12 protein-coding genes and 1 pseudogene are annotated in these 15007 nt (G+C 43.4%); all 13 read right to left on the bottom strand.

All coding sequences use genetic code 11. The annotated features are described in order from the left end of the window. Positions 1-12: 12 nt before the first annotated feature. The gene (locus ACEW8F_RS11635) at positions 13-1041 is read right to left on the bottom strand and encodes a type II glyceraldehyde-3-phosphate dehydrogenase (RefSeq protein ID WP_373483635.1); all 1029 of its coding nucleotides are present in this window, start codon (positions 1039-1041) and stop codon (positions 13-15) included. Positions 1042-1060: 19 nt separating this feature from the next. Next, positions 1061-2440: a dihydrolipoyl dehydrogenase gene (gene lpdA, locus ACEW8F_RS11630; protein ID WP_373483634.1), complete on the bottom strand. Its 1380-nt coding sequence runs from the start codon at positions 2438-2440 to the stop codon at positions 1061-1063. A gap of 13 nt (positions 2441-2453) precedes the next feature. Continuing rightward, the gene (locus tag ACEW8F_RS11625) at positions 2454-3797 is read right to left on the bottom strand and encodes a dihydrolipoamide acetyltransferase family protein (RefSeq protein WP_373483633.1); all 1344 of its coding nucleotides are present in this window, start codon (positions 3795-3797) and stop codon (positions 2454-2456) included. Between the two features lie 22 nt (positions 3798-3819). After that, the gene (locus ACEW8F_RS11620; RefSeq protein ID WP_373483693.1) at positions 3820-4794 is read right to left on the bottom strand and encodes an alpha-ketoacid dehydrogenase subunit beta; all 975 of its coding nucleotides are present in this window, start codon (positions 4792-4794) and stop codon (positions 3820-3822) included. 19 nt (positions 4795-4813) lie between these two features. Next, a complete protein-coding gene (locus ACEW8F_RS11615; RefSeq protein WP_373483632.1) occupies positions 4814-5740 on the bottom strand; it encodes a thiamine pyrophosphate-dependent dehydrogenase E1 component subunit alpha in 927 nt (308 codons plus the stop codon). Between the two features lie 75 nt (positions 5741-5815). Beyond that, positions 5816-6766, bottom strand: a complete 951-nt coding sequence (locus tag ACEW8F_RS11610; RefSeq protein ID WP_373483631.1) for a 3-hydroxyacyl-CoA dehydrogenase family protein — start codon at positions 6764-6766, stop codon at positions 5816-5818. A 46-nt stretch (positions 6767-6812) separates the two neighbouring features. Next, complete coding sequence (locus tag ACEW8F_RS11605) at positions 6813-7661, bottom strand: MBL fold metallo-hydrolase (RefSeq protein WP_373483630.1); 849 nt, start codon at positions 7659-7661, stop codon at positions 6813-6815. A 92-nt stretch (positions 7662-7753) separates the two neighbouring features. Further along, entirely contained in the window at positions 7754-8623 is an 870-nt protein-coding gene (locus tag ACEW8F_RS11600; protein ID WP_373483629.1) for a xanthine dehydrogenase family protein subunit M, read from the bottom strand. After that, the gene (locus ACEW8F_RS11595; RefSeq protein WP_373483628.1) at positions 8623-9123 is read right to left on the bottom strand and encodes a (2Fe-2S)-binding protein; all 501 of its coding nucleotides are present in this window, start codon (positions 9121-9123) and stop codon (positions 8623-8625) included. Before ACEW8F_RS11595 ends, ACEW8F_RS11600 begins: the two co-directional genes overlap by 1 nt. After that, complete coding sequence (locus ACEW8F_RS11590; protein WP_373483627.1) at positions 9110-11488, bottom strand: xanthine dehydrogenase family protein molybdopterin-binding subunit; 2379 nt, start codon at positions 11486-11488, stop codon at positions 9110-9112. Before ACEW8F_RS11590 ends, ACEW8F_RS11595 begins: the two co-directional genes overlap by 14 nt. 378 nt (positions 11489-11866) lie before the next feature. Beyond that, complete coding sequence (locus tag ACEW8F_RS11585; protein WP_373483626.1) at positions 11867-12523, bottom strand: GntR family transcriptional regulator; 657 nt, start codon at positions 12521-12523, stop codon at positions 11867-11869. Positions 12524-12935: 412 nt separating this feature from the next. Next, a complete protein-coding gene (locus ACEW8F_RS11580; RefSeq protein ID WP_373483625.1) occupies positions 12936-13526 on the bottom strand; it encodes a DUF1097 domain-containing protein in 591 nt (196 codons plus the stop codon). 222 nt (positions 13527-13748) lie between these two features. Next, positions 13749-14864 (bottom strand): annotated as a pseudogene (locus ACEW8F_RS11575) (methyl-accepting chemotaxis protein); the annotation flags it as partial. Positions 14865-15007: the final 143 nt, after the last annotated feature.

Genomic DNA, 15007 nt, shown 5'->3' with positions numbered 1-15007 from the left:
TGGCCCACTCCCTTAACGGCATTGACAATTCAAATATTTATTGGTTGCTGCTGTTCCGTCTTCGCGGGTTTGCTGCATCCCGGTAGCGGCTCTGACCGCATCCATTGTTTCGGGAATGGTGACACTTTCCTGGGGAATATTAATGGCGAACATAATATCGTTTCCACTTTCGACGATACAATCTTCCCATAAACCAATTTCATACATGTCGCCTCTGGTATTGCCCAGATCTCTGGCATATCGGAAGAAGGAGGCATTTCCCAGGAAACCATCATCAATTTTTACCACCCGAATACGGGGATGTTTTTTGAATGCTTCCAAAGCCATTTCTTTGGTGATTTTCTCCTTGCCGGTGGCCAGTACCGTGATAATATGACCATGAGTAACTGGTGTATGAACCAGCACGCCGGTGGCTTCAACATGGGGCATGATGGTCATTAAATCCACCGCCTGATGGGAAGGGGCCTTGTCTACCTGTAGCGCATTGGTTAAGCCGCGGTGATAATCGCCGGGATCGGCAACCCGACGGATAATGGTAATGGCAACCCGTTCTACCCCACCACAGTTTCGGTCCAGACAATCAACGGCACGAATCAGACCGGTGGTATTACAACTGGTGAGTTTCAAATAATCCTGATCCAGCCCTTGTTCGTAATTGGCATAGCCGTGGAAGAATACATCAGCGACCGAATTCTTTTCACCGCCCTGGAAAATAGCCTTCACGCCTTTTGATGCGTAGAGTTCTTTATTTTTAACCCCAACACCGCCTGGTGAAGAATCCAGCATAATATCAACCTGATCGACCAGGTCTTCAAAAGATCCGGCAATGGGAATTTCCAGGGCATCAAACTCTGGTTTCCGGTTCATGTCCACTAAAAACAAGTTATAAGGCATCCCTTTTTCTTTTAATGCCCGAATTGACAAAGTCGGTGCTAAATCGGCAACCCCCACCAGTTCCATATCGCCTTGCAGTGCCACTGCATCTGCCAGTCTCTGACCAATGACGCCGTATCCGGCAACTCCTACTTTAATTTTTTTCATTCTATTTTCCTCCTGATTTTTATTTCTTAGGCGGTGCATTACAGCACAGCCCTTCCACATCGTGAGCCGCCTCTACAATAATTTCACAAACGGTGGGATGAGGATGAATGGCGTCTGATAATTCTTCAATGGTGCCTTCGCATTCCATAATTACCGCAATTTCACCGATCATATCGGTGGCTCTGGGGGCCATGATCTGGGCTCCGTAAACTTCACCGGTGGCATGGTCACAGACCAGTTTGATGAGTCCCTTGCTATGGCCCATGACACTGGACTTGCCATTACCGCCGACTCCATAGCGTCCGATTTTTATATGCTTTCCGGCCTTAATCGCTTCTTCTTCGCTTAAGCCAATCCAGGCAATTTCCGGATTGGAATAAAGACAGGAAGGTACCACCTCATATTTCATCCGCTGCTGTTTGCCACTGATATTTGCTGCGGCAACCATCCCTTGTTTGGTGGCCACATGGGCCAGCTGTATTTTTCCGGTGATATCACCAATCGCATAGATATTGGGGATATTGGTTCTGAGATACGCATCAACTTCAACAAATCCGCCATGACGCTTAATGCCGACGGCATCCAACCCGATTTGATCGATTTGCGCTTTTCGACCGACACTGACAATGCAACAAGCCCCGGCAGCACTGCTAGGCTGTCCGTCTTTTTCATAATTCACGGTGATTTCTTCCGCTTCTTCGATCCCCGTGACCTTGGCACCAGCGATAATCTGAACTCCTTTGCGCTTAAGAATCTGGGACAGTTCCTTAACAATTTCCTTGTCAATTCCCTTTAGAATATCCGGCTGCATTTCCAGAACCGTCACCTTTTTTCCCAGTGATGCATATAAGGTCGCAAATTCAATGCCGATGATGCCGCCGCCGATGATTACCAGGCTTTCCGGACATTGTTTCATTTCCAGAACTTCATCACTGGTCATGACGGATTTATTATCGACCCCTGGAATGGGTGGCAAAAACGGACTGGAACCGGTAGCCAGGATGATGTGATCGGCCACTACCGTTTCCCCATTTACGGCTATTTCATTAGCATTTTTTAACGCCCCAAAGCCTTTGATGATGGTGACACCATGGGCTTTTTCAAGTCCTTCAATGCCCTTTCTCAACCTGCTGACGATCTTTTCTTTATAGACTGCCAATTTTTGATAGTCAAATGCGAGATTGTCAAAAAGAACACCAAACTCTTGGGCACTCTTTGCTTCATCGTAAAATTCGGCACCATGAAGCAAGGCTTTGGTTGGAATACAACCACGATTCAAACAGGTGCCGCCAAGTTCTCTTGCTTCGATGAGCACTGTTTTGAGACCATACTGGGAACAGCGGATTGCTGCTTCGTATCCCCCGGGGCCTCCTCCTAAAACTGCAACATCATATTTCATAAAGTCATTCTCCTTAAATCAGCAACATCGGATTTTCAAGTAATTCTTTGATCCGTTTCAGGAACTGAGCGGCCGGGGCACCGTCCACGGTACGATGATCATAGGTCAGGCTGAGCTGCATCATCATTCGGATAACAATTTCATCCCCGCTTACCACCGGTTGTTTGGCCAGCTTACCAACCGCCAGGATGCCAGCTTCTGGTGGGTTGATGATGGCAGTGAAGCCGTCAATATCAAACATCCCCAGATTGGAAACGGTAAAGGTTCCACCGCTATAGTCTTCTGGCTGAAGTCGGTTTTCTTTTGCTTTTAAGGCTAGTTCACTGGATTCTTTTGAAATTTGATCCAACGATTTGAGATGAATATTTTTAATGACAGGAACAATTAAACCTTGATTAATGGCCACGGCCATACCCATATTTATGTATTTCTTAAGCACAATGCCCTCACTTGTCCAGGAGGAGTTCATCATTGGGAATTCAGTTAAGGCTTTGGCCGTGCAACGCAGCACGATGTCGTTGTAACTGACCTTTCTGCCCACTGCTTTATACTGCTCTCGAAGCGCCACCGAATTGGTCATATCGACGGTGATACGATGGTTGGCCTGAGCCATTTCGCCAAGGCTTTGTTTCATCCGTTCAGCCACAATTTTTCGCATCCCTTTAATCGGAATCAATTCTTCATCAAGTTGCTGAACCATCTGAACCGGCGCCTGACTGACTGATGCCGATGCCCGGACATCGTCGGCTAACACTTTATTGCGTACGCCGGTGCCCTGAATCCCATTGATATCAATATTTTCCAGCTCAGCAACTTTTCTTGCCAATGGCGTTGCGGCTGTTTTCGTCCCAGGCATTGCTTCAAAATTAAAAGCAAAATCCATCACATCTTTTTCAATGACCAGTCCCTCCGGGCCGGAACCATCAATATCGGCAACATCAATCCCTTTTTCTTCAGCCAGCATTTTAGCCCGGGGGGAAGCAAAAAATCTTCCTGTTCGTGGTGCCTTAACGGCTGCTGTTCCGATTGCTGCTTCCTTACTCTGAACTGCTTCCGCACTTTCAGCAACTGCTGCTGCCGGTGCCCCGATGGAACCTAATAAAGCGGAAAAATCTTCGTCCTTTTCACCGATAATGGCAATCGGTTCGGTAATCGGAACCACGGCTCCGGCGTCATGAATTATTTTTAACAAGGTACCACTGGCACTGGCGTCAATGGAAATGGTTAATTTATCCGTCTCCATTTCGAATAAAGGAGTATCGGCAATAACTTCCTCTCCTTCTCCAACCAACCATTCCATGATGGTTCCTTCGGTCATCTGGAGACCTTGTTTGGGCATAATTATAAATTCTGCCATTCTATCCTCCTAACTATCGAGTCTATCGATAACACACTTTTTTTGCTGCTTCAACGATCTGCTGAACACTGGGTACAACTGCATTTTCCAATTCAATATTAAACGGCAGCGGACAGGCTTTTGCACCGAGATGGATGGGTGCCGCATCTAAATATTTAAAGGCCGCCTCAACTACTTCTGAAACGACTTCTGCACCCCAACCGGCGACCTTATGGGCTTCATGAACGACCACCAGTTTTCCGGTTTTTTTAACTGATTCGATAATGGTGTCCATATCAAAAGGTACCATCGTTCGGGGATCAATCACTTCGGCATCGATCCCCATTTTTTCCAGTTCAGCTGCCGCTTCCAGGGCTCTACTGACATAAAGCAGTGAACCCACGATGGTGACATCTTTACCGGTTCGCTTGATCTCAGCCTTACCAAACGGCACACAGAAATCCGGATCATCGGGTACTTCGAATTTAGAAGCATAGAGTGCCTTATGTTCAAAGAACATTACCGGGTTATCATCGCGAATTGCGGTTCTTAATAAACCGGCGGCATCGGCGGCATTAGACGGACAAGCAAGCTTAATCCCCGGAAAATGCATAAAAATTGTTTCCAGACTCTGACTGTGGGTGGCGGCGTTGCCCCGGCCAATTCCCTGTTGTCCCCGGATGACCAGGGGAATCTTCGCTTTACCCCCAAAAATATAGCGGGTTTTGGCAGCCTGGTTAATAATCTGATCTGCTGCAACTAAGGTAAAGTCCATGTACATCAGTTCTACAATTGGACGCATACCAGCACAAGCGGCCCCAACGCCGGCTCCGATCATCGCGGCTTCGGAGATTGGCGTATTTCTGATCCGATCGGTACCAAATTCTTTATATAAATCCCGGGTGCATCCAAAAATACCACCCAGTAACTCAATATCTTCTCCCATAACAAAAACATTTTCATCCCGACGCATTTCTTCTGCAATGACGTCGCGAATGGCTGTTGCGTAAGTTTTTATACTCATTTTTGCTCCTTTCTCAAGCTTCGTAGAAAACATCGTTCATGACATCGGCAGGATCCGGATTCGGACTGTTGATGGCAAACTCGGCGGCGGCATCTGCTTCCACTTTAGCAGCTTCTTCAACCTTATCCAGTTCTGCAGCCGTGAAATCACCGGCATCAATAAGGCGTTTTTTGAACAATTGAATCGGGTCTTTGGTATCTCGCCACATTTCAACGTCTTTTTTATCCCGATAGGTTTGGGGATCTCCGGTCCAATGACCAAGGGTCCGATAGGTTTTACATTCAATCAAAGTCGGACCGTCGCCTGCCTTCGCCCGTTTAAGGGCGGTTTCAAAGGCTTCATAAACAGCAAAAACATCATTCCCGTCAACGGTTACTCCAGGAATCCCATAGCCGACCGCACGATCACTGATGTTTTCAACCGATGTTGACTGGGCAACCGGAACCGAGATACCGAAACCATTATTTTCACAGATAAAAATGATGGGCAGTTTCCAGACGGCTGCCAGATTCAGACTTTCATGGAAGGTTCCTTCATTAGAAGCACCATCCCCAAAAAATGAAACGGCGACCTTGTCATTTTTCTGAAGCTTGGCGGCCAGCGCCGCTCCGGTGGCAATCGGAATGCCCCCACCGACAATGGCATTGGCACCAAGATTACCTTTGGTAAAATCGGCAATGTGCATGGAACCGCTGCGGCCTTTACAGTAGCCGGTTTCCTTGCCCATTAATTCAGCCATGGCTTTATCCAGCTCAGCGCCTTTGGCAATACAATGACCATGGCCCCGATGGGTACTGGTGATATAATCGTCATCGGTTAATTGGGAACATACCGCGGCGGCAACGGCTTCTTCGCCGGCATATAAATGAACCGATCCACGGAGTTTATTTTCTTCAAACAAGCGCAGGGCCTTTAATTCAAAATATCTGATTTTATTCATGATCTCGTAGATCCAAAATTTTCGTTCTTTTGATATCACGTTATTACTCCTTTCAATCCTTACTGTTATTTTTTCTTACTCTTCTTCGGGTAAACTCCAGTTGAAAAACTCAAAATATGGTTTTGCGGCTTTCATCCGGAATTCGTCCATATCCACCTTCGACCAATCGTAGACGCCTAAACCGGTTTTCTGACCGAGATCACCTTTTTCAAAGCGTGACCGGATATAATCCGGAGTTTTCTCGGCATTTGAAAGATCTGGAAAGAGATAATCATCAATGCTGACGATCATATCCAAACCGGCATAGTCAAAATGTTCAAAAATACCGATGGAGGTATACCGGGGTACAAAACTGTATTTTAAGGTTTTATCAATGTCTTCCGGTGACGCAATGCCCTGTTCCACCATGTGGACGGCTTCCCGGTACAACGCATGTTGCAGGCGATTGCCGATAAATCCGGGCGCGGCTTTTTTCATGACCACCACTTTTCGTCCGACCGATTCCAGAAACTCATAAATGACTTCGATGACACCCGCGTCCGACCATTGGCTTGGCACCAACTCCACACAAGGAACCAGATGAGGGGGATTCCAGGGGTGAGCCACCACCAGCTTTTCTTTTTGTTTCAAGCCTTCGGCCAGATCATCGGCGGAAATCGCTGATGTCGACGAGGCAATAGCTTTAAAGTTCGGACAGTGCTCTTCAATGGCTTGATAAACGCTGTGTTTAACCGCCAGATTTTCAACCACACATTCAAAAATCAGTTCGGTATCAGAAATGTCCTGATAGTCAGTTGTTATCGTCAACAGTTTTTCACAGGCTTGGTATTGTTTTTCGGTGACCAGTTTTTTTTGTACCAGATCTTCAAAACAGGCCTGATAACGTTGTTTTCCGGCTTCTACTTCGGCCTCGTTATAGGCCAGGATGGTCGTTTTATAGCCATTTCCGGTAAACAACACGGCCATACTGGCACCGATCATGCCAGTTCCGATAATCGAAACGTTATGAATTGAATCCAATTTCATCTGCAAAATGTCCTCCTTTTTTCATTTTGGATAAGCCCTTCGTCGCTTATCCCTGGGTTAAGTAGTTGTAACACTTGATGATATTTGTTCGTTGAATGTACTCCATCATTTCATCCTGACCAATATCCACTGGACATCGGTCCGCAAAACTTATTTTTTCGATACATTCGTCGAGGGTCCATTCTTTGGCAATCCCTTCGGCAACCTGGTTAAGCCACTCATAAATAAAAGATAATTGTTTTAAAATATATGATTTTTTAACCACTGGTCCATGACCCGGGACAATATAATCCACATCCAGGGTATAGATGAATTTAAGCGAATTGATCAACTCATCGATGTTGGCTGAGTGCAGCCAGGTTTGGCAATCAGAAAAAATGGTATCTCCGACGAAAACAACCCGTTCCTCTGGTACATAAACCGCAATCTGCGAATCAGAATGACCTGGTGTATGGTAGAGCTTAAAGGTATGATCGCCCACCTTCATTGACATATCTTTAGAGAAGGTTATTTGTGGTTTATTAATAATATAATCTTCCCGGGATGGCATTAATGGCAGGCCTTTGGGATCTTGTCGGGTTAACACATCCACAGAGTAGTCATAGCCATCCATCTCACCTGGCACCAGGAAGAAATCTTTGTCGATTGCTTCGTGTCCAATAACCGGACATTTGCCAGCAAACCAGTGATTTCCGAAAATATGGTCAATATGGGGCTCCGTATTGATCATGTATTTGATCGGTCCTTTTTCTTCGGCAAAGGCGATCATTTCCAGTAAGTCGGTTAGAATCTGAGCGGTATCAATAAATACCGCACCTTCTTTTGTGAAAACAATACTGGGATTACACCCCCGAATCTTTGTTTCTGTATAGACATTCGATGTTAATTTCTCCATTTAAATTTCCTTTCTCAATCGGCGTAATTGATTTATTGGTTTAAAAAAGGAGCAGCGATGCCTTGCGGCATCATTTCTGCTCCTTAACTGGCTTAGTTGTTTTGAGCTTCCTGTGCCGCATCGGTTAATACATGTCGTACCCAAACCTTAACCATTTCAGTTCGATACTCTTTTGTCGCACGAGCATCGGTTATCGGTGTACACGATTCTGAAGCGATCACTGCAGCTTCTTCAATTAGTTGAAAGGTCAGTTTCTTTCCTGTTAATAAGGCTTCGGCTTTTTGCACCCGCATAACGGTTGGGGCGACACCACCTAAAGCAATTTTCACATCAGCTACTTCACCCTGATCATTCAAAGTGATTTTCCCCGCAACGCCGATAATTGCAATATCGGTATCGCCACGGATTGAATATTTTTTGTAAACAGCACCGGTTTTATCGGCGTATTTTGGGAGTTTAAAACTCACTAACATTTCGTCATCAGCTAATACGGTTTTGCCTGGGCCGGTAAAAAAGTCTTCCAGCAGAACACTTCGGTTACCATTTTTCCCCGCAATATTGGCAACTGCTCCGGAAACAACCAGACCAGGAACGGTGTCGGCACTTGGGGAAGCATTACAGGTGTTTCCGCCAAGGGTGGCAATATTTCGCACCTGCATGCTGGATACATTTCCGGCCCCAGTTTTGACGATTTTCCAGGCCCCAGTCAAAAGTTCCGATTTAGAAACATCCATCAGCCGAGCCATGGCGCCAATATAAAGGCCATCTTCGGTTAAGGTCACCTCGCTTAATTCAGGAATGGCATTTAAGCTCACGACTGTTTTAGGTTTTAGCACCCGGTTTCTCATCCGGATAACCAGATCAGTTCCACCAGCCAGAATTTTAGCATCAGATCCCTGTTCTTCCATTATGGTTAAACATTCTTCAATAGTTTCTGGTTCACAATATGAATCAAATCTCATTATTTTTCACCCCCAACATTCATCTGATCTCGGGCATCTTCAATAGCTTCCACAACTTTTACATAGCCCGTGCATCTGCATAAATTACCATGTAATCCTTCGCGGATATCTTCTTCTGTAGCATTGGGATTTTCATTGAGTATCGCAATCGCTGTCATAATCATCCCTGGCGTACAGAAGCCACACTGAATTGCAAAATGGTCAATAAACGCCTGCTGCATTGGATGAAGCACATCTCCGTTGCTGACACCTTCGATGGTTGTAATCTTTTTATTTTTTGCCTGCCCAATCAGCATTGAACAGCTTTTTGCCGCTTTGCCATCAACTAAAATGGTGCAGGCACCGCAATTCCCGTCATCACACCCTTGTTTTGTTCCGGTTAAACCCAATTCATTTCTCAATACATCAACTACGGTTCGGTCTGGTGAAACTAGTAAATCAACTGGTTTTCCATTTATTTCACATTCAACTTGAATATAATTCGTTCTATTTTGCATCATTGGCCTCCTTATCTTTAATCAACTTCAATATTCTTTCTGCTGTCATTGGCATTTCTGTCGGTCGTACGCCAATCGCCTGATAAATGGCTGCTGCAATGGCCGGTCCAACAGGAATCATGATGGATTCTGCCATCCCTTTTGCATTAAACGGACCATCTGGAAGTGGATCTGGTAAGATCGCACGCATAAAGTTTTTCTGTAGCGGTGTTTCCAGGGTTGTTGGCAAACGATAGTCTGACATATTGGGATTCATCATTTTTCCATCCTGGAACATATGATGATCCATAATCGAGAATCCCAGTGCCATGATAACACCACCATCAATCTGACCTTCAACCAGTTTTGGATTGATAGGGTTTCCCGAATCCGCAGTACTCATCAGTTTTAGAATTTTAATTTGACCTGTTTCTTCATTAACAGCCACCTCTGCACCAAAAGCACTGAACTGATACCAGTTCCACATTCTTGGTGTTCGGCCATCTTCGTGACCAGGTCCAAACCATTCCACTGCTGGAGCCGGACAGAATACGCCACGACCTCTTACTGGTGTACCTTTTAATAATCCCCAGGTCTGCTGGGTAAAGAAATCAAATGGCTTGAATAAATCAGGGATATCAATGGATTCAATATTTGAACCAACGATGTAGGCTTTCCCGCCCTTAATCGTAATCTGTTTTTTTGCCAAACCAACTTCACGGCCAGCGGCTTCCTTTAATTGATCAATTGCATCCTGGCAGGCAATAATGACGGCATTCCCAGTTGTATAAGTTGTTCGGCTGGAAGCCCCAAAGTTATCAAATGGAGTGATGGCGGTATCAGCTCGGGTTACTTTTATTCTGTCAATGTCAATCTGGAATTCAGTCGCTGCCATTTGCCGGAGTGCTGATTGAACACCCATTCCCTGCTCATCACAACTGACAAGAATTTCGATACTGCCATCGCTGTGAACTAAACAGTCCGCTTCGGCACGACCAAGTGGTGTGTTCTGCTTTCCGGCCGCCGCAATCCCTTTTCCGTATTTCCATGGACCATCATCTTGTTGGCACGGTTCATCAATTTTGATCCCTTCAGCTACAGCCTTTAAACATTTTCCGAGACCAATACTGGTTACTTTTTCACCATAAGCATTGGATTCCCCATTTTTGATCATATTCTTTAATCTGATTTCTAAAGGATCCATGTCCAGTTTTTCGGCCAGTACATCCAGAAGGTTTTCCATTGCCCATTCCGATTCTGCACAGCCTAAACCACGATATGGAGCACATGGCATGGTGTTTGTTCGAACTGCATAAGAATCACAGTGAACATTTGGAATATTATAGACGCACATTAAACCTGAAGATGATAAACGTCCATCAAAATAACCTCTGATCTGTGCTCCGGCATCTTCAACCAATTCCAGCTTTTCAGCAATGATCGTTCCATCTTTTTTAGCGCCTAGTTTCAATTTGGTATAAACCGGCCAGTTGGATGGTGATGAGATATACATTTCTTTTCTGGAAAGAACATATGAAACAGTTCTTTTTGTTCTTAAAGCCATTAATACTGCTAGTGGCTCAACTAATGGGAACAGACGGTTTCCGAAACTACCGCCGGTAACCGGCTGGATAACGCGCAATTTGGATGATGTAAGCTGTGGATACATGGTCAGTAAGTGATTTTTTATTACACCGTGAACACCACAGCCATTAGTGATTACCGTCACACCGCCATCTTCTTGATATTCAACAATACTGCCATTGCATTCAATTTGGGAAGTTGATTTTTTACCAGCCTGGTATTCTTCCTCAACGATTACATCTGCTTCAGCAAAGGCTTTATCAACATCACCATGTCTCAATTTATAGCTTCCCATGACATTGGGTCCTTCAGGTTGAACCCCACCATATCCAGCAGCAATTCCCAGTTCAGGGCTTGTAACTGATATAGCGTCTGGTCCCATTGCCAAGTGCTGATCAGTAACATATGGTAGTTCGTCATAAACAACCTTAACCAACTCTAAGGCTTGTTCGGCGATTTCAATGGTCTCTGCCGCTACAGCTACAACCGCCTGTCCGGCCCAGATAACCTCATCTTTTGCCGGGTTTCCATAATAACTGGATGCATAGGGGAGGTCAGACCAGGGAATATCTGGATCACTTCCTTTTGCTACAGTTATTACACCTTGCAGTGCTTCTGCTGCACTCACATCGATGCTGACAATTTTTGCATGAGCATGTGGGCTACGTAAAACCTTTACATGCAGCAAATCTCTATACTGGACCTGATAATCCTCAAAGTATTTCGCCTTACCGGTTGCTTTTTCAAATGCGTCAATTCTTTGAACACTTTTACCAATATAATTGGTCTTTTCACAATCAGACATAATTAAACCTCCAAATTAAAGTAAAAATTTTAAAATACTTGAAAATCTAACAACAGGATTTTTAGCATTCATAAGCGGTGCTTTAAGAACCACAAGGAAATTAGCGTTTTCATACCATTGCTATTAATACCAATATTTTAATTTTTCTTTGCACTACATAATTTTTTAAATATTATATATAATCGATTATATTTTATAGATGAATACTAACACCTCCCTTTCCTAATGTCAATTGTTATTTCGTAAATTTATTAAATTAATTTTGCACAAAAAAAATCTGTTTAAAAAAATTCCCATAATGATTAACCAATCATTATGGGAATCTCTGTCAAACAGAATTGATATTATTTACTTTAATTTTTTTCTTGCTTCCTCTTGTCAGGAAATATTATTCATTTCTTCGATCAGTACTTCAAAATGCTCCGTGACAGCTTCCATCGCCATCTCCTTGTTTCTTGTTTTCAATGCTTCATACAGGCTATTATGCCGCTCGGCCAATGTTTCCAGGGTAAGATCTGAAATCCAGGCACTGATGCTGGTATATTCCCGGATCTTACACTGATTCCAAAGCTTGATTAATAACCCATTATCGGATATCTGCATAATTTTTTCATGGAACAAGCTGTCTTTTTCAACAAAAAGTTCAAAATTTCCATCTTTAACCGCTTGTTTCATTTCTTCCATCACATTGAGTATGTCTTCCAGTTGGTCATCGGTAATGACTTCAACGGCATAACGCATGGCTGCCATTTCCAGGGCTTCCCGAACGTAATACGCATCAATCACATCTTTCTTGTCCATTTTGCGCACAAAGGCTCCCTGATAAGGACGGTTTTCAATAAAACCCATCATTTCAAGATCACGAATGGCTTCTCTCACCGGTGATTGAGATACCCCCAGTTTTTTTGCCCAACGGGTTTCAACTACCCGTTCGCCGGGTTTTAACTCCTCGCTGATGATGGCCTGTTTGATGACTTCTCGTATCTCATCACTATATAAAGTTCTTTTTTTTAATTTTCCGTCTAACTCTACCACAATAGATCTCTCCTTGCTACAACATTCATTATTGATTTATTATAGCACAAATTCTATGCATGTCAAAATTATCTATAATCGTTAATGCCTTATTCTCCTCATCTTTTAAATCCGAATAATATTTATAAATTTTCCAGATTCCTGATTATATTGATGATTAATTTTTTTATTATTCAAAGCAATGCTGAATTTTTAAATATATCTAATTTTCATTGCCGTAATTAATGCGCCAAGACGGTTTCCTTTTAACCCCAAAAATACGATTTGCCTGTATCATTGCAAAATAATTTGACTCAACCAGAAAAGACGTATTGCTTTTAACATGAAGTTATCTGGCAATACGTCTTTTGGACGTGATCGATCATTGTTGCTACTTATGCGATTTAAAACTCAACTGACTCTGACAAATTTTTTATGCTTGTTGTTCTGCCACTGCTTTTTCCGGAATTTTTTTTGCAATTAAACCGGCAATTGGGCCTGCTGCTTTTTCAGCCACCCAACCCATTACTGCTCCCAGTACCAGTGCAATGACTACACCAACAATGTTTCCACTGGGGAAATCGGCCGATGCCGTGCCAAAAAGACAGGCCGCTCCAATAAATGCTCCTGGAATAAAGGAAAGGATTTCAATTTTAGCCTGGATACACATCATCAAAACCGCAAGAAATACAGCTAAACCCATGGCCAGTGGCGAAGCCCATGCGCCGACAATAAAAAATATGACATAACCCCAGAATACACCTGCCAGGTTTGACGCAAGACCTTTTACAAAACCCATATTTTTTCCCCCAGCAGCGAAGAAGCTAGCTTCTCCGGCGAAGGATACCCACACAATGACTGGTAATACCGCTGCTATGAATGCCAAATGTGTAAAAACCCCGGCGATAACTCCCGCCGTAAGACCAATTGCTACTAAATACCCCATAATAATTCCACCTTTCAATTTTACCATTTCGGTAATAATTAATAATATGATTGCTCCTGTTGTCTTTTTTAATCGCATAAGTCTCGATTAATGATTAAACTAGCGAAAATCGATACTCAACTACCTTCCCGCTTTATTATACATAATCGATTATCTTTAATATACAATATATTATTGTAAACGTCAATCACTATTTAACCTGTATTTACGATAACATGATATTTTTAACACCAATAAAAAAAGAACCTTTCTCAATTGTATTTTAACAATAATGAAAAGCTCTTATTCAACAGCCTATGACTAGATTTTCAATTGAAAAGCACCCACCATTTTTTTTAAGAACTCTGCCTGGCCTGAGAGTTCCTCACTGGCTGCTGCACTTTCTTCCGCAGTTGCTGAATTTGTTTGGACAACCATTGATACTTGTTCGATTCCCTGATTGATTTGAGCAATTTCAGACGCCTGATCATTCGATGCCCGAGCAATGTTGCCAACTAAATCAGTAACCTTCGCTACTCTTTTTTGGATATCGTTCAAACTTTCAGCCGTATCGTTAGCAATCTTGCTTCCTGCTTTCGCTTTTTCAATGGAGCCTTCAATCAGATTTGTAGTTTCTTTAGCCGCCTCTGCACTTCTTGCTGCTAATGTTCTGACTTCTTCAGCAACCACAGCAAAACCTTTGCCATGCTGTCCAGCCCGCGCCGCTTCTACTGCAGCATTTAATGCCAGAATATTTGTTTGAAAAGCAATATCGTCAATCACTTTGATAATTTTTGAAATGTTACCGGAAGATTCATTAATCTCTACCATGGCCGTAACCATTTTGCTCATTTGTTCATTCCCTGTTACTGCACCTTGAAGCACAGCCAACGCTAATTTATTGGCCTCATTGGCGTTTTTAGCGTTTTTTATTGTTTCATCCGCAACTTCTTCTATGGAAGCAGTCAGTTCTTGAATCGAACTGGCTTGTTCGGTAGTTCCCTGAGCCAATGCCTGTCCGCCATCTGAAATCTGCTGCGCACCCATCTCAACCTGACCAGCTGCTAAATTTATATTCAGTATGGTTTCGTTTAATTTTGATATGATTTCGTTTAATGCATTCTGAATCGGTAAGAAATCTCCCAAATATTCTGTTGTGATTTTTTGATTGAGATTGCCATTTCCCATTTCTTTAAGAGTTATGGTAATTTCTGATACATATTGTTTTAAAAAGGCAATGGTCTGGTTTAACGCATTTTTGATTTGAGCGTGGTCACCCCTATAATCACCAACCATCTCCGAACTCAAATCTCCCTGAGATAATTTTTTCAGGGTATCTGACGCTTCCATCACTGGTGCAATGACCGCATCCAGTATCTGGTTAAATCCACCGATTACTCTTGCATATTCGCCATTGAATTTTGATACATCACCCCGGTTGTGTTTGTCAATCAAAAAGTTTAGCGTTTGGTCTCGAAAAGTTGTGCACTTGCCAACACAATTTTGTTCATTAGCAGATGGTCGTCCAATCTCTTTTTAACAGAGTACCATCTGCGCAACTTTTGAATACTTTTTGCCAG

The organism is Acetobacterium sp. (assembly GCF_041752335.1).
Taxonomy (GTDB): Bacteria; Bacillota; Clostridia; order Eubacteriales; family Eubacteriaceae; genus Acetobacterium.
Note: the sequence above shows the minus strand (reverse complement) of the source record. Positions and strands in the feature narration are given on the sequence as shown.